We start from the raw sequence: 17,171 nt of genomic DNA, 5'->3' as shown, positions 1-17,171 counted from the left end.
TTTAAATGTTGCTTAAATTCCGAAAACTCTATTCACTAAATACACTTCTCCTAAGGCATGACCCCGATAAAATAATGAAGCTTGTCCTTTGCGTAGTGCACGCATCACTTCAATACCTTTAATGGTGGCATATGCCGTTTTCATTGATTTAAATCCTAACATGGGCTTAATGATTCTCTTCAGCTTGCTATGATCACATTCAATCACATTATTTTTGTATTTAATCTGCTGATGTTTAAGGCTTTCAGGACATTTTCCTTCTCGTTTTAATCGTGATAACGCACGCCCATAAGTCGGAGCTTTATCTGTATTGATTACGCGTGGAATTTGCCACTTTTTCACATTGTTGAAGATCTTGGAGAGAAAGCGATAAGCCGATTGGGTATTTCGTCGAGATGAAAGATAGAAATCAATGGTATGACCACGTTGATCCACAGCACGGTAGAGATAGGTCCATTTGCCATTTACTTTGATATAAGTTTCATCCATATGCCATGCATGTAAATCTGTAGGATTGCGCCAATACCAGCGTAAACGTTTTTCCATTTCAGGCGCATAACGCTGCACCCAACGATAAATCGTAGTGTGATCAACATTTACACCTCGTTCAGCAAGCATTTCCTGAAGTTCACGATAGCTGATGCCATATTTACAATACCAACGAACCGCCCAAAGAATAATTTCACCTTGAAAATGTCGGCCATGGAATGGATTCATACACTGTATCTCAAATCAAATAAGATCTTTAGCCTATCATAGGAGCTATTTGCAACAGTGCCAGCTAAGGTGGTATCAGATAAAGGACGGCGTTTTATATCTGTTCTTTTCATGGCTTGTACACCAGTGAGTTCAATAAATATTGCAATGTACAAGACAGTGTACACGGTGCATGTACACTATAGCTAGTTATATTTAGTTATGTTTAGGCAAGAAAAAAGGCTTAATCCCTTTAGAATCAAGCCTTTTTAGTGTTTAACAAACCATATCTTGGTATGTTTTGTTAGGTATTTGGTGGAGATGGCGGGAGTTGAACCCGCGTCCGCCAGCATTACGCTCGAGAATACTACATGCTTAGATATCGTCTATTATTTTAGCTTTTTGTGACCCGACGAACAGGATACAAATCGCGATCCTTTTAGTTTAGTACAACACCCCAAGGCTTGATGTTATACGGACTTGTGTGCGTGCGCTTCAGTCGGGATCTCTAACCACAAGTATTCAGAGATGCGGACAAGCTGCCCTTAGGCAGCTAGAGCGTAAGATTCGTCGTTTGCGACTATAAAAATGCAAATTTTATTTACGAGAGAAAATGCGCTCTCGGCATGCATCTATGAGTTTCATCACCAGCGTCGAAGCCAGAAACATCCCCAAAGTACAGAGTCATCATAGCATAAAAGAAAAAAATATCAGCTTGTTTTTTACTCACTCACACAACTTAATGCGTTTATTTTCATATTTACGCTAGAATTTAAAAATTCAAATTAGCATCTCAATATTTTATGAGCTTTTTACTTGCACTAGATCAAGGTACAACATCAAGTCGTGCCATCATTTTTAATGAGCATGGAGAAATTCAAGCAATAGCTCAACAAGAAACCCATATTCATACTCCACAATCTGGTTGGGTCGAGCAAGATGCTTTAGAAATTTGGTCATCACAAATTGCTGTAATTCAGCAAGCACTTGCCCAAGCGAGTATTTTAGCAAAAGATATTAAAGCAATTGGTTTAACAAACCAAAGAGAAACAACCGTTATTTGGGATAAGCGCACAGGTAAACCACTTGCACCTGCTATTATCTGGCAAGATCGACGGGCAACACCATGGTGCAACCAACTTAGTCAAAAGCGCCTAAGTGAAAAAATTCAACATAGAACTGGATTACGAATAGATCCTTATTTTAGTGCAGGAAAACTCGTTTGGTTACTAGAAAATATTCAAGGGCTAAGAAAACTTGCAGAAGATGGGCATGTCGCATTTGGCACTATTGATAGTTGGTTAGTTTGGAATCTTACCCAAGGTACAACACATATCATTGAAGCAAGTAATGCCTCTCGTACGATGCTCATGAATTTAGAAACCCAATCTTGGGATACAGAATTACTCGAATTATTTAATATTCCAGTTTCTATTCTTCCTCAAATCATCAATTCAGATACCTATGTAGCAGATACAGCAACAGGGTTATTAGGTGCAAATATTCCTATTACAGGCATTTTAGGAGATCAACAAGCTGCTTTATTTGGTCAGTCTTGTTTTGATGTTGGTATGGCAAAAAATACATATGGAACAGGTTGTTTTCTATTATTCAATAGTGGTGATCAAGTTCAATACAGTCAAAATAAATTATTATCTACATTGGCTTGGAAAACCCAAAATCAAACTACATTTGCTCTTGAAGGCAGTGTCTTTATGGCAGGTGCCGTCGTTCAATGGCTAAGAGATGGTTTGGGAATTATTCAAAAAAGTAGTGATGTTGAAAAGTTAGCAACAAAAGTACAGCATACAGATGGCGTTGTTCTCGTTCCAGCATTTACAGGACTTGGTGCCCCTCATTGGGATAGTGATGCACGCGCACTTTTATGTGGAATGTCTCGTGGTACAACAAAGGAACACATTGCACGTGCGGCATTAGAATCTATTGCATTCCAAGTTTCAGATGTACTAACCGCAATGAAATCTGACTTAGCTCATCCGCTCAAAGAACTCCGTGTTGATGGTGGTGCTAGCCAAAATGATATGCTTATGCAATTCCAAGCGGATATTTTAAATGTTCCAGTTTTACGTCCACAAATGTTGGAATCTACTGCTTGGGGTGCTGCAGCAATGGCCGGATTAAAAGCAGGTATATTTAGTAATTTTTCAGATATTTCACAATCTTGGCAATTAGATCGTGCATTTGAGCCAAAAATGAATGAAGATCAACGACAAAGTTATTTAGCACAATGGCAAACTGCTTTAAAACGTGCTAAATCCGATATTATCTAATGAATTAATTTTAACAATCATAAAAAAACCGCAATTTATTGCGGTTTTTTTATTTTTTTCCAGTTGGTTTTAATGTAAGTTTTCACTACTTGCCATACCTGCTTTTGGTTTTGGACATAACCAAATAATAAGCCCAGCAAAGAAAAAAACTAAAGACATCGTAAAAAATACATAATCAGCAGAAATAGTATTTGCTTCAGATTCAACTAAATTAGCAATGTAAGCAATTGAGCCTTGTTCACTTAAGCCAATATTCATGAGAGTATTTTTCACTTCATCAATATGTAATAAGCCCGAAAGTTCTGCACGTGAAATCTTGGCATGATCAGCCCAAATTGTGACTGCAATAGAAGCACCTATAGCACCTGCCATGGTTCTTAAAAAGTTCATTAACCCTGCTGCCGCTGCCATTTCATGTGGCTTAACTGCACCTAAAGCCATATTCGATAAAGGAATAAAGAAAAATGGAACAGCAAAACCTTGTAATATTTGCGGCCATGCTAATGCCATAAAATCGGCATCTGTAGTCCAAAAAGCACGCATAAGCGTCACACCACCAAGTAAACATAATCCAAAACTTGCCAATGCCCGTTGGTCATATTTCATTGCTAGTTTAGCTGCAATAGGTGACATCGTTAAACTACCAAGCCCCATGGTTGCAGTCAGTAGTCCTGCCCAACTTGCGGTATATCCTAAGTTAATTTGCAGCCACTGTGGAATAAGTACAATACTGCCAAAAAAAGCACCAAAGCCAAATGCTAAGGCTAAAACTGAAATGGTAAATCCTCGGTATCTAAAGATTTGAATATTCACTATAGGATGACGTTCTGTCAGCTCCCAGATCGTAAAAATAATCAACCCAACAAAAGATGTAATCGCTAAAATGACAATAAATGGGTTATTAAACCAGTCCTTTTCATGACCTAAATCCAACATTAGCTGCAAAGCACCAATCCATAGAACGAGAAGTAACAATCCCCCCATATCTATTTTTAATTTTGCAGTTGGTGTTTCTGCAGATTTTAATAAGCGCATAACTGCGTATGCACAGACCAAGCCCACAGGAATATTAATAAAGAAAATCCAATGCCAAGACCAATTATCACTGATCGTTCCACCTAAAATAGGACCTAAAATAGGACCTAAAACTGTGGTCATTGCCCACATTCCCATTGCCTGTGATTGCTTCTCTTGAGGGAAAATTCGCATTAGCAAAGTTTGGCTTAATGGCATAATTGGACCGCCAAAAAGCCCCTGTCCAATTCGACAAAATATCAGCATTTCTAAACTGGTAGATAAACCACACAAAATAGAAAAAATAGTAAAGCCAAATAAGCTCACAGCAAAAGTACGAACTGCACCAAAGCGTCCTGCAAGCCATCCTGTTAAAGGAACACAAATTGCTTCTGCAACTGCATAAGAGGTAATAACCCACGTCCCTTGTGAGGCTGAAACTGCCAAACTTCCTGAAATATGAGGTACAGATACATTGGCAATCGTCATATCTAAGACGACCATAAAGTTGGCTAAAGCCAATACAAAAGCTGCCAGTATTAAGCGACCACCTTTAAGATCACTTATAGGATAAACCTGATTCATAGGTGATTACTTCGATGTTAAATCAATGGTTGCTTCCATCGACAAACCGACTCGAAGTGGATGCTCTGCTAATTCTTTGGAATCTAACTGAATACGTACAGGTAAACGCTGAACGACTTTAATCCAATTCCCTGTTGCATTTTGTGCAGGAATTAATGCAAAGGCTGCACCAGTCCCTCCTGAAAAACCTGTAACCGTTCCAGTAAACTCAACAGAGTCACCATAATAATCTGAAGTGAGTTTAACCTTTTGCCCCACATGTACACGTTCAAGCTGGCTTTCTTTAAAGTTAGCATCTACATATACTTGCTGTTCGGGTACAACAAGCATCAAAACACTACCTGGCGATACACGTTGCCCAACTTGAATATTTCGACGTGTTACAACACCATTTAATGGTGCTTTTACTTTGGTTCGTTCTAAATCTAGTAAAGCTTGCTTCAATCTCGCTTGAGCAACTAAAACATCAGGCGTTGAGTTTTCATTTGCACCTTGAATTAACGCTTGATTGGCTTCTAAATTACTTTGTGCTGCTTTTTGACTAGATTTAGCTTGTGCAAGACTCGCATTCGCAACTTCTAAAGCGGCTTTCGCTGTATTAACCGTATTTTTAGATGTACTTAATTCTTCTTGAGAAATTGCACCAGTTGAACGTAATTGAACACGGCGATTATATTCCTCTTGGACTTTCGTTAAATCTGCCTGAGCTTTTACAACTTGAGCAGCTGCACTTTGAATTGCATCATCACTCACATATATTTGCGCATTTAAAGAACTACTATTAGCAGCGGTTTGTTTATATTGACGCTGTGCTTTAATCAATTCTGCTTTTGCTTGTGCTACCGCAATTTCAGCATCTCTAGGATCAATTTGTACTAACAATTGCCCTTTTTTGACATGCTGAGTATCACTTACAAAAACCTCTGCAACTTGCCCCGTTACCATAGATGTAATAGAAGCCGTTTCTGCACCTACATAGGCATTCTCTGTACTTACTGTATTATTAAAGAAAAACCTCCATATCAAAAAGATAGCAAATGTAATTACAAGCAAAAGTGCCACTATACTTAAGGCTTTCTTTCGTTTTGCTTTTAATTCAGCATCACTCGTTTGATCTGTAGATGGTGCATTTGGCAGTGTATTTTGAACATCTGTCATCGAATATTCCTAAAATCCAATTCACTTGGTCATCAGGCATCATCCTTTTACAACAAGGATCGGACATCATTGTCCTTTGCTGGTGTCGATGAGAAAGTATTTCTAGTTAATGGTTCATATTGTAATAATAATTTTTTATTTTTCTAAAACATAAAATGTAACTTATGGGTTTATTTTATTCACAACACCGCTTTAAATTTCAGTGTTGTGATTTTTATCAACATCTCTTTAATACACATAAGATGCTATTGCCGTTGCAATCGCTTTGCCTTCATCATTTTCCATGGTCATACGCATAGTGCAACCTTTACGACCTAAACGTAAAGTTTCAGCACGTGCAACAAAATATTGCCCCCGACCTGGTGCTAAATAATCAACACGAATATCAATAGTTGCTAATTTAGATACTTTTTGACTAATTTCAGGTAATTCTTCTGGCGTTGCCTTTTTATAAAGCTCCCCCATTGCAGTAATACCACCAATACTATCTAAAATAGTTGCTGCCACCCCACCATGCAAAATTCTGAATGCAGTATTACCAATTAACTCCTTTTGCATCTCCACATAAGCTTCAATGACCCCATCTACAACTCTCATACTCATACCACAATAGGTATAAAATGGAGATTGGTTAAATGCATGACATAGCTGTTCTAATACAACCGTTACATCTGTATCTAAACCAAATTCAACATTACCAGTCCAACTTTTTTTTAATGCCATAATTGACTACTTAAATGATATTGATTGAATAAAAAAATGAATTGTATTGCCCTAAAGCTGAAATAAGCGTCTACAATAGACCATAGTTTAATACTGATCACTGAGATTGTTATGACTTACACGTTCAATCGTCCTGCTTTTCCTGCTACTCGTATGCGCCGTATTCGTAAAAATGACCAACTACGTGCCATGGTCAGAGAAACACACCTGACGGCTGACCATCTCATTTATCCAGTATTTGTTTTACCAGGTCAAAATCAAACTCAAGATATTCCGAGCATGCCAAATGTTCAGCGTTTATCTGCTGATTTACTTTTGAAAAAATCTGAAAAACTATTAGAACTTGGTGTTTCTAAACTTGCATTATTTCCTGTTACACCACAAGAAGATAAAAGCTTAACAGCTGAAGCAGCTTGGCGTGAAGATGGCTTAGTTCAAAATACTGTTCGTTTATTGAAAAAAGAATTACCAGAAATGGTACTCATCACTGATGGTGCACTTGATCCATATACCACTCATGGTCAAGATGGCATTATTGATGATACTGGCTATGTATTGAATGATGAAACTGTTGAATGCTTAATTAAACAAGCACTCAGCCATGCAGAAGCTGGTGCCGATGTGATTGCACCAAGTGATATGATGGATGGTCGTATTGGTGCAATTCGCCAAGCATTAGAAGCCAATGGTCATATCTATACAAATATCATGGCATATTCAGCAAAATATGCTTCAAGCTTTTATGGGCCTTTCCGCGATGCGGTTGGTTCAGCAAGCAATCTAAAAGGTGGTAACAAATACAACTACCAAATGGATATTGGCAACCGTGCAGAAGCATTACATGAAATTGCGCTCGATATTCAAGAAGGTGCAGACATGGTCATTGTAAAACCAGGTATGCCTTATTTAGATATTGTTCGTGAAGTAAAAGATACATTTGGCATACCAACTTTCGTTTATCAAGTCAGTGGTGAATACGCTATGCTTGCAGGCGCAATTCAAAATGGTTGGCTATCAGACAGCGTGATTATTGAATCACTCATGAGCTGTCGTCGTGCTGGTGCAGACGGAATTTGGACATATTTTGCCGAAGAAGCTGCCATCAAACTTAAAGATATGAAGTAACTTCTTCATTTTAAAAGCCCTCCCTGATATGGAGGGCTTTTTTTATCTCTCCCACTTTCAACATACAGGATTTATACCTAATGCATATTGCGATTATAGGTGCAGGAATTAGCGGCCTAATGACTGCATTAGAACTTATTGAACAAGGTTGTTCTGTCACAATTTTCGATCAACAACAAGTAGGAAAAGCAGCTTCATGGGCAGGTGGAGGAATTCTTTCCCCTATGTATCCTTGGCGTTATGATCCTGCCGTTAATGCCCTCGCAAAATATGCCAAACCGCTTTATCAAACATGGAATGAAAAATTAGCACCACAAACAGGAATTGATTTTCAAATTCATGAAACAGGTATGCTTATTTTTGATGAAGATGATTTTGACATTGGCTTAAATTATGCAAAACAGCACCATGAACCATTACAACATGCAGAATATATACAGCGTGAACAACTCGAACAAATCAATCCATTTATTCATAAAAAATATACACATGCACTCTATTTTCCACATTTAGCAAATGCACGAAATCCACGCGTATTACAATCTATTCAAAGATATTTAAAACAACAACCACAGGTTAAAATTTTAGAACACTGTCCAATAGAAAAACTAAATATTCAAAAGCAAAAACTTATATCGGTTACAGATTTATCAGGACAAACTCATCATGCAGATGCTTTCGTTATTGCCGCAGGTGCTTGGTCAAAACATTGGGAAAAGCAGTTGAATATTCATATTCCTGTCGAGCCAATTCAAGGACAAATGCTGTTATTTAAAACGCCTGAAAATTGGTTACCCACCATGTGTATGAATAAAGTGATGTATCTTATTCCACGTATGGATGGACATATTGTTTGCGGTTCTAGTATGCGCCAAGTTGGTTTTAATTTATCTTTAGATGAAAATATAAAAAATAATATCTTAGATGCATGCTTCGACATGGTACCTGAACTTGCTCACTTTCCAATTGTGCAGCAATGGGCAGGTTTAAGACCTAGCTCACCCAATGGCGTTCCATTTATTGGTCAAGCACCATTTATAGAAAACTTATGGTTTAACTTTGGTCATTTTCGAAATGGCTTATGTATGGGAGCTGCTTCTGCAAAATTATTGCGCCAACTTATGCTAAATCAAACGCCATTGGAAAACCCAGATGCTTATTCACCCTTACGTTTAATGTCCTGAAATGCACCTAAGATTAATTCTCTAATAAATCTTTCAAAGCTTGTTTAAGGGTTGGATATTTAAACTCAAAGCCTGCATCTTGTAAGGCTTTAGGTTTCACATATTGTCCATTTAAAATAAGCTGAGATTGTTCCCCCAATATCAATTTCATAATAAAACTGGGCAATGTAATAAATGGTTTCCGTTTTAAAATATTGGCAGATGTACTCACAAAACTTGCCTGACAAACTTTCTCTGGAGCAACTACATTAAAAATGCTTTGTGATGTTTCTGTTGTCATTAAAAATACAATGCTTCTTAATACATCTTGAATATGTATCCAAACACAAGGTTGCTTTCCTGAACCTATTTTTCCAATTAAATTTAGACGAATAGGCAATAACATTTGAGGAAGAATGCCTCCCTTTCGTCCAAACACAACACCTAAACGAATAATTTTTGTTTTCTGTTCAGGATATTGCGCTGTTACAGCTTCCCATTGTTGGCATAATTCAGACATAAATATAGATTGTGGTGATGCATTTTCATTACTCACATCAGACCATTTTTCCATTTGATCTATGCCATAAAAGCCCACTGCAGAACCTGAAATAATGGTTTTTGGAAAAATATTATTTTTCTTTAAATACTCATATAGGTTTTTAGTCGTTTTAATACGGCTTTGTTTTAATTCTTCTTTACGTTTTTCTGTCCACCGCCCCTGACCAATACTTTCCCCTGCTAAATTGATGACATAATCAATCTGACTTCTGTTAATTTCTGAAAATTCTTCAACCCATTCTAAATTGGGATGCATTTTTTTCTGATGTTTATTCCGGGTTAAACCAATCACTTGATAATCTAAATCTAATAAATAAGAAATTAAATATGATCCAATAAAGCCTGATGCACCCGTAATTAACACCAAAGACTTATCTATCATCTTGCTATACCTATAACGTATTATTCAGCCTATAAATAGGCTATTCTTTAATAAATAGCACGCTTTTCCTCTTAGTTTTTTGTAACTTGTAATGCTTATTTTCAAGGTTCTTAAGAATGTATCTTTTGAGCCATACGCTGAGCTTGCGGTCCATAAAACCAATAAGTAATTAAACCTAATGGAATAGCAATCAATAAAAATAAGCAACCTATGGTCAGTATAAATCTAGGCTCTTTTAAATATAGAACAAAAATTTTCCAGATTTCAGGATCACCTTTTGAAAATAAGAAGATTCCTAAAAAAACAAAAATTACATTAAACAACCAAAAGATAAGATTAAGTCCCCAGGTAAATTTTATACGCTCACTTTGGCTTGGTGCACGTTTTTGTTGCTTAATAAATTTGAATAAAACCCAAATCATCGCAATCATATAAGGAATCACTGTCAATATCCCTCCGACACCTTGGGGTAGTAACGCAGCAAGTACTCCACAAATACAGGTAAAAATAAACATCAGAAAGAAAAACCAAATAAAATAACGAGTTAAGGTTGCCATGGTACTCACAATAAAAAAATTTATAACACAGTATAAAAAAAAATGAATTTTTTTTCATTTTATTGTCAACCATTCTGTATATGCTGACGTTATATAAGTATAAGGTCTGTAGCAACCGTGAATTTGTACGGCATCCACAATATTTTCGGTGACCTTCCTAAAGCAATAAGCTCATAGCTTTAACATGGATTTTGAATAGTAGCCAAAATTTTTTGTTTTAAGCTTCCTTGACCGACGATTTCATCATCACTCGAATCGTCGGTCTTTTATTTGTGTGCAGTATTATCTTTATTCTGTCATTTAAATTGCCTTTCTTATCTTACTAAAATAAGACTAGAATTACGCTATTCATTTTCGCTACTATGCATGTTAATGCATAGGGTTAAAAATATGACTGTTCGTTTTTTTCATACTTCAGATTGGCATTTAGGACAATTTTTTTATAACCATTCACGTCAATATGAACATGAACAATTTCTCTTATGGTTAATTCATCAAATTAAAGAAAAACAACCTCATGCTTTACTCATTGCAGGAGATATTTTTGATGTAATTAATCCTGCATCCGCTGCACAAAAACAACTTTATCAATTTCTTGCAGATGCCCATGCAGTGGCTCCTCATATGCAAACATTAATGATTGCAGGTAATCATGATTCTGGTTATAGAATTGAACAAGTTGAACCATTACTAGAAAAATATAATGCAAAAGCCGTTGGTGTTATTGCTTGGAATGCTGATAAAACATTGAATTTGGATCATTTATTACAACCTATTTTGAATGAAGATAAAGAAGTCGTAGCTTGGTGCTTAACCCTACCATTTTTACGTTCATCTGAAATTACAGGTTATAATGACCAAACGACTAATAGCCAAAATGCGATTGCATATTTACATCAGCAACTGATAGCTGAAGCTAAAACGCGTACAAAACCAAATCAAGCCTTAATTTTAATGTCACATGCGCATATGCAAGGTGGTGAAACTTCAGATTCAGAACGCCCGATTATTATTGGCAATGAAGAAGCGCTATCTACCTCTCTTTTTGATGATGTCATTGATTATGTTGCCCTAGGACATTTACATAAACCTCAAAAAGTTGGTCAGGCAAATATTCGATATAGTGGTTCACCAATTCCGCTTTCATTTAGCGAAATTAACTATAAGCACCAAGTAATTGAAGTCGAGATTCATCCTGAAGAAAATAATGAATCACGGATGATTTACAATATTTTAGAAATTCCTCGTAGCGTAGAATTACATAAAATAAAGGGAAGTTTGTCTGAGGTTTTTGAAAAATTAAAAGCTTTACCTAGTGGTGAAATTGCAAATATAGATCATCGGGAATATGTCGATATTGAATATCATACAGATACACCTCCTCAACCGAATTTACGTCAACAATTTGAAGATGTACTAGCACCGAATCGCTATCGTTTGATTCGAATTTCTAGACAATATAAAAATCAGAATCACGAGCTTGATGAACAACAACATATTCTTTTAGAACCACCAACGCCTGAAAAACTCTTTCAACAAATCTGGGAAAAGCAAGGTTATCACTCGGATGAAACCGTATTGAAAGATTTTATGAGCTTGGTTGAAGAAGCACAAAAATCACTTGAAGATGATACGAATATTTAAGGAATTAGCATGAAAATTTTATCTATTCGTATAAAAAATTTAGCATCATTAGCAGGTGAACATTTCATTGATTTTGAAAGTGAACCCTTAGCAAGTGCAGGTCTTATTGCAATTGTCGGCAAAACTGGTGCAGGTAAATCAACTATTTTAGATGCCATGTGTTTGGCATTATTCAATCGTATTCCACGTTTAAAAGACAGCGATGGACGACTAATTGATGTAGATGGTTCAGAACTTCTAAGTAACTCGCCTTTAACAGTTTTACGTCGTGGTACAGGTCATGGTTTTGCAGAACTGAGCTTTGTTGCTCAAGATCAAAAAGTATATTTAGCACGTTGGGAAATTAAACGCGCACGTGAAAATCCAAATGGAAAATTACAAAGTGCTCAACGTTCATTAAAATGCTTAACCGATGGAAATGTCATAGCAGATAAAGCCAAAGCCGTAGAATCTGCAATTCAAAAGCTCACACAACTAAGCTTTGAACAATTTACCCGTGCCGTTTTACTTGCACAATCTGAAGTAACTGCTTTCTTAAAAGCACGTGATAATGAGCGTGGTGAACTTTTAGAATATCTCACCAATTCAAATATTTTTGGCAAAATTGGTCAATTGGCATTTGAAAAGACCAAACAAATTGCAAATCAGCGTAAAGAACTTGAGAGTGTTTTAGGACATATTGAAATTTTATCTGATGAAGATTTTGCGACATTCGATGCACAATTCAAAATATTGAATAATCAATATCAACAACTTGAAGCTGAAAAGCAAATTCTACAAAAACAACAACAATGGTTTGAACAAAAACAAAAGCTAGTAGTAAATATTCAAACACGCCAGCAGCAATTACAAACCCAACAACAATTGGTTGATGCACTTGCGCCACAAAAAATTCAATTACAACGCTTGGAACATTTTTCATCTATTCGTCCAAGTGTTATTCAACAGCAAAGTTTGAATGCTGAAATTACTCAACTACAACCTAAATTAGAACATGCTCAAAAGCAATTTACGGTGATTGAACAACAATTTAATACTGAAAAAATTGCCTTTGAACAAATTGAAACAGAACAAAAACAGCAAGATCTTTTTGAATCACAGCATCATGAAAAAATTAAATTGGTCCGTGAACGGATTACCGAACGTCTTATTTTAGTAGAGCAACTACGTAAAGCAAAACATGATATTCAAGATCTTGAAAATCAACTTACTCCTCATCTCAATAATGAAATATTAATTAAAGAACAGCTCAAGAAAATACACGATAATATTGCTCAATACACAGCACAATTAGAGCTATCGAACCATTTCAGCAATTTGGATGATGCACTTTCAGCACACATTGAACAAGTTCAGCGTTTCATTGAAAGCTATTCACACTTTGAAAAAAATTATGGCGATCTTAAACATGCCAACTCACAACTCTTAACCCAACAAAATCAGCTCAATGAATTGATTCAAAAATTTGGTGAAGATGATGTGCTCAATCAAAAAATTACGACATTTCGTACTGAACGAGATCAATTTGTACAAAAACTCAATCAGCTCAATGTCATTCAACATCAATGGCAAAATTTCCAAAATATTGATACCGAATATCATCGATTAACAAATTTACAAAATACCTTGAGCCAACAAATCACACATAATCAAGCTGAGCTCAAAAATGCAGAAAATAATTATCAAGACCAAAAGACAGCACATGAACAACTGCAAAAAATATTGCAACAACAGCGTTTATTAAATACCGAAAATATTGAAAAACTCAGAGCAAATTTAGTCGATGGTGAAGCATGTTTAGTCTGTGGCAGCACACATCACCCTTATGCAAAAAAAGATGATTTTTCAAATGAGCTCGTGAAATTACAAGAACAGCAAGAGCAACAGGCACTAGTGTCTGAAAAAGTGGCTTTTGATATATGGCAAAAACTACAAACGACATTAACTCAACAAACTACGTCTTTAGATGCAAATACTGTGCAGCTTGCAACACTGACAGCTCAACAACAGCAACTACAAATTGAGCTTGCGCAAAAACTTAGCCTACTCGACATCACATTTGATTTTTCACAAAATCATGATGTATTCACTCAACTCATTCAAAGTCAAAAAGATGATATCCAACAGGCTCAACAACAACTTGAACTTTCATTAGATACACATGAAAAAGTACAAAAACAGCGCCATGAACTTGTACAAATTATTCAACAAACTTCACAGCATTTATCAAAAGTCCAGCAAGCCGAATTAAATATTCAGCATATTATTCATTTGCTCAGTGATACAGAACAACAAATGTGGAAACAAAAAACATTAAGCACTGCCGAGCATATATTAAACTGTTTGCAACAACGTCAAGACATCTTAAAACAGTTAAATGAGCTGAAAACACAGCTTAGTCAAATCACACAACAATTTGATCAATGCACACAACAAATCCAATTCGGTCGGGAAAATATTCAATCTGCTAAAAATAGAATTGAAAATTTAACAACTGAAGGTAAAAAAAATAGCGATATTGCAATTCAAGCTATTTTTGAAATGACACAAATTACCGTTGAAAAACCACATGAATGGTTAGCTGATTTTGAAAAGAATAGCTTACAATTAAAAGATCGAATCAATCTTGCTCGTAAAAGCTTTGATCAAATTCGTCAGTCTTTTGATACTGCGCAAAGTGCACTAAAAGAATGTAATACCCAAAATACTCAACTTCAAAAACAAGTAGAGCAAGCAAGTATTCATATTCAGCAATGGTTAAGCCAACATCTAGATTTTGATGCTGCTCTTTTACAGCAATTAAGCACGATTTCTCATGAGCAAGAACAGCAACTTAAACAGCGTATTTCTGAAGTTGAACGTACTTATACAGACCTACAAGCAAGCATTAAAACTGTTCAAGATCAACTAGAACAACACTTGGAACAGCAACCTGAAATTGAGTTAGACACACTTATTTCCAAACTCACTGAGCTTGCTCAACATCTTAATCAATTAGCTGAACAGCGTGATGACATTAGACTTAAACTTGAAGTTCATCATCGTAATGTAATCAAGCAAAAAGAGTTTGCAGAACAAATTCAACTAATTCAGACTGAAGAGCATCGTTGGAATAAAATTTCGAGTTTAATGGGTGACTCAACAGGGAAAAAATTCCGTGACTACGCACAGCAATATAATCTCGACATTTTGATTGAATACGCCAATCAACAATTAGCAATGCTTTCTCAGCGCTATACATTAAAACGTTTAGACAACTCCCTGAGTCTTGCAATTATTGACCACGATATGGATGGAGAAACACGTTCTGTTGCATCTCTATCAGGTGGAGAATCCTTCTTAACTGCCCTTGCCTTATCCTTAGCAATCGCCAATATGGCATCAGGTTCAATGAAAATAGAATCATTATTTATTGATGAAGGATTTGGAACACTTGATGCATCTTCATTACACATGGTGATGAATGCATTAGATCAATTACAAAGCCAAGGTCGCAAGGTAGTACTAATCTCTCATATTCAAGAAATGCATGAGCGAATTCCTGTACAAATCCAAGTAAAACCTATCGGTGCTGGTGCAAGTACAATCGAAATTTCAGGATAAAAAAAGCCCCATATACTTGGGGCTTTCTACCTATTATCTAGAATTTAAAAATCTAAAAATTCATTATTTAGATTTTAATTCTTTAGCTAATTTAGTTTCATATTCATCTAAAGCTAAATTGATATTTTCAACCCACTGTTGACCAGTTTTCACATGAACGGGTCTAACTAATTTGGTATCTACTACAATATTTTTTGCAGTATTTTTATCATTTACTAAAGTTGTTTCAATTTCTGTGCTTAAAACACCTAGGTTAGACCATGACCAAAATTTATTAATTTGAACAGAAACAACTAAATCTGCTTTTCGTTCATTTTCAACTGAAGTTGGTATTACTTTATAACCTGCTTGGTTCAATGCACTTATCACACGATCTTGTACTACCGAACTTACAGTCCCTTCACGTAATAAAATATCACCTAAAGCTTTGCCATAAGTATTACGCTTACGTGCAATAGCTCTTGCCTTCTCTTCTTCGGTTGCGTTATTTAAACCACCTTTTAAAGATGGAATACTAGGAGATGTTGGTCTATTTTCAAAATGACGATCATCTTCTACTATTTTAATTACAGCCGTATGTTTCAATGTTTCTGATTGATTCACGTGTTGAGGAGCATTTAAAGTAACGAGTCCTCTTGACGTCGCACACCCCGTTAAACCAATCATTACCAGCGACAAAGTAATGACAAATAAATTTTTCACAGTCCATTCCTTTTGATATAAAAATCAAATGAAATCATAACCTTTTTACTGTAAAAATTATTGTTTCAATACGTATCATTATTGAATCAATTAAATATAGATCAAAACAAAAATAAACTTATTCATCGTCATTTAGAACTAAAAGCACGTTCAATCTAATGATCCAATTTAGAGCTTAGAATAATCACGTGCACCAAACAATGCAGTTCCAATACGAATCATTGTTGAACCCGCTTGAATTGCTTCATTCATATCTCCTGACATTCCCATACTTAACGTATCCCAATCTTCAGGATGAGCATGCTCTAATTTTACACTTTCAAATAATATACGTGCATCAGAAAATGCTGAAATATTATTAGGTGCTGGAATCACCATTAATCCACGTAAACGTAACTGAGGAAGTTGACTAATTTGACGAACTAGATCAGAAACTTCTGTCACCATACAACCATCTTTACTGTCTTGATGATCAATATTTACTTGTAAACAAATATTTAAAGGTGCCTGTGATGTTTCTCGTTGACTTGATAAGCGTTCAGCAATAATTAAACGATCTACTCCATGCACCCAAGCAAATTTTTCCGCCAAATGTTTTGTCTTATTTCTTTGTACATGACCAATAAAATGCCATTCAATATTTAAATCACTTAACTCATCAATTTTATTTAAAGCTTCCTGTAAATAATTTTCGCCAAAAGAACGCTGTCCCGCAGTATACATCTCACGTAGCATTTCACTCGGATGTGTTTTAGAAACAGCCAATAGCTGTACATCATCTACCGAACGATGTGCAAGATCACAAGCATGCTTGATTTGCTCTAATACCGAATGACGTAATACTTGAAGGCTACTCATAAATGATCTTCTCATCTTTGAAAATTTTATTTTTAATTTCAGTAAACTATTGGTTAAGTCTACAGAAAGCCGTATTATTCTAACAAAATTATTAAAAATATATTCATGC

The 17,171-nt window shown here is 35.8% G+C and carries 13 protein-coding genes and 1 other RNA gene; 5 read left to right on the top strand and 9 right to left on the bottom strand.

The genetic code is table 11. From position 1 onward, the window contains the following. Nucleotides 1-12 precede the first annotated feature (12 nt). Nucleotides 13-717 carry an IS6 family transposase gene (locus AOY20_RS07125; protein ID WP_054581215.1) on the bottom strand — a complete coding sequence of 235 codons (705 nt, stop codon included), beginning with the start codon at nucleotides 715-717 and terminating at the stop codon, nucleotides 13-15. Nucleotides 718-1,009: 292 nt separating this feature from the next. Next, nucleotides 1,010-1,369: a transfer-messenger RNA gene (gene ssrA, locus AOY20_RS14480) on the bottom strand. Nucleotides 1,370-1,499: 130 nt separating this feature from the next. On the opposite strand from ssrA, the gene glpK reads away from it, so the two are divergent. Beyond that, nucleotides 1,500-2,987 (top strand): glycerol kinase GlpK, encoded by a 1,488-nt coding sequence (gene glpK / locus AOY20_RS07120; protein ID WP_054581214.1) that lies wholly within the window; start codon nucleotides 1,500-1,502, stop codon nucleotides 2,985-2,987. Between the two features lie 69 nt (nucleotides 2,988-3,056). Here glpK and AOY20_RS07115 read toward each other — a convergent pair whose 3' ends face one another. The 3 genes from AOY20_RS07115 to AOY20_RS07105 all read right to left on the bottom strand — a co-directional run bounded on the left by AOY20_RS07115 (nucleotide 3,057) and on the right by AOY20_RS07105 (nucleotide 6,467). Beyond that, nucleotides 3,057-4,586: a DHA2 family efflux MFS transporter permease subunit gene (locus AOY20_RS07115; RefSeq protein WP_054581213.1), complete on the bottom strand. Its 1,530-nt coding sequence runs from the start codon at nucleotides 4,584-4,586 to the stop codon at nucleotides 3,057-3,059. 6 nt (nucleotides 4,587-4,592) lie between these two features. Next, nucleotides 4,593-5,744 (bottom strand): efflux RND transporter periplasmic adaptor subunit, encoded by a 1,152-nt coding sequence (locus tag AOY20_RS07110; protein ID WP_054581212.1) that lies wholly within the window; start codon nucleotides 5,742-5,744, stop codon nucleotides 4,593-4,595. 228 nt (nucleotides 5,745-5,972) lie between these two features. Beyond that, nucleotides 5,973-6,467, bottom strand: coding sequence for a thioesterase family protein (locus AOY20_RS07105; RefSeq protein WP_054581211.1), 495 nt, complete (start codon nucleotides 6,465-6,467; stop codon nucleotides 5,973-5,975). Between the two features lie 111 nt (nucleotides 6,468-6,578). On the opposite strand from AOY20_RS07105, the gene hemB reads away from it, so the two are divergent. Both hemB and AOY20_RS07095 read left to right on the top strand, forming a co-directional pair. Further along, nucleotides 6,579-7,592, top strand: a complete 1,014-nt coding sequence (gene hemB, locus AOY20_RS07100; RefSeq protein WP_054581210.1) for a porphobilinogen synthase — start codon at nucleotides 6,579-6,581, stop codon at nucleotides 7,590-7,592. 80 nt (nucleotides 7,593-7,672) lie between these two features. Further along, entirely contained in the window at nucleotides 7,673-8,776 is a 1,104-nt protein-coding gene (locus AOY20_RS07095; RefSeq protein ID WP_054581209.1) for an NAD(P)/FAD-dependent oxidoreductase, read from the top strand. 13 nt (nucleotides 8,777-8,789) lie between these two features. Here AOY20_RS07095 and AOY20_RS07090 read toward each other — a convergent pair whose 3' ends face one another. Together AOY20_RS07090 and AOY20_RS07085 are read right to left on the bottom strand one after the other, a co-directional pair. Continuing rightward, nucleotides 8,790-9,695, bottom strand: coding sequence for a TIGR01777 family oxidoreductase (locus tag AOY20_RS07090; protein WP_054582559.1), 906 nt, complete (start codon nucleotides 9,693-9,695; stop codon nucleotides 8,790-8,792). Nucleotides 9,696-9,808: 113 nt separating this feature from the next. Next, nucleotides 9,809-10,255 (bottom strand): ABZJ_00895 family protein, encoded by a 447-nt coding sequence (locus AOY20_RS07085; protein ID WP_054581208.1) that lies wholly within the window; start codon nucleotides 10,253-10,255, stop codon nucleotides 9,809-9,811. Between the two features lie 390 nt (nucleotides 10,256-10,645). Here AOY20_RS07085 and AOY20_RS07080 point away from each other — a divergent pair, with 390 nt between their 5' ends. Together AOY20_RS07080 and AOY20_RS07075 are read left to right on the top strand one after the other, a co-directional pair. Beyond that, entirely contained in the window at nucleotides 10,646-11,899 is a 1,254-nt protein-coding gene (locus AOY20_RS07080; RefSeq protein WP_054581207.1) for an exonuclease SbcCD subunit D, read from the top strand. Between the two features lie 9 nt (nucleotides 11,900-11,908). Beyond that, nucleotides 11,909-15,502: an AAA family ATPase gene (locus tag AOY20_RS07075; RefSeq protein ID WP_054581206.1), complete on the top strand. Its 3,594-nt coding sequence runs from the start codon at nucleotides 11,909-11,911 to the stop codon at nucleotides 15,500-15,502. Nucleotides 15,503-15,565: 63 nt separating this feature from the next. On the opposite strand, the gene AOY20_RS07070 is transcribed toward AOY20_RS07075, so the two are convergent. Together AOY20_RS07070 and AOY20_RS07065 are read right to left on the bottom strand one after the other, a co-directional pair. After that, a complete protein-coding gene (locus AOY20_RS07070) occupies nucleotides 15,566-16,204 on the bottom strand; it encodes a flagellar biosynthesis protein (protein ID WP_227510369.1) in 639 nt (212 codons plus the stop codon). Between the two features lie 168 nt (nucleotides 16,205-16,372). Continuing rightward, nucleotides 16,373-17,062 carry a YggS family pyridoxal phosphate-dependent enzyme gene (locus AOY20_RS07065; RefSeq protein ID WP_054581205.1) on the bottom strand — a complete coding sequence of 230 codons (690 nt, stop codon included), beginning with the start codon at nucleotides 17,060-17,062 and terminating at the stop codon, nucleotides 16,373-16,375. Nucleotides 17,063-17,171 lie beyond the last annotated feature (109 nt).

The organism is Acinetobacter equi (genome assembly GCF_001307195.1).
GTDB classification, from domain to species: domain Bacteria; phylum Pseudomonadota; class Gammaproteobacteria; order Pseudomonadales; family Moraxellaceae; genus Acinetobacter; species Acinetobacter equi.
This window is presented reverse-complemented; position numbering and strand designations above follow the sequence as displayed.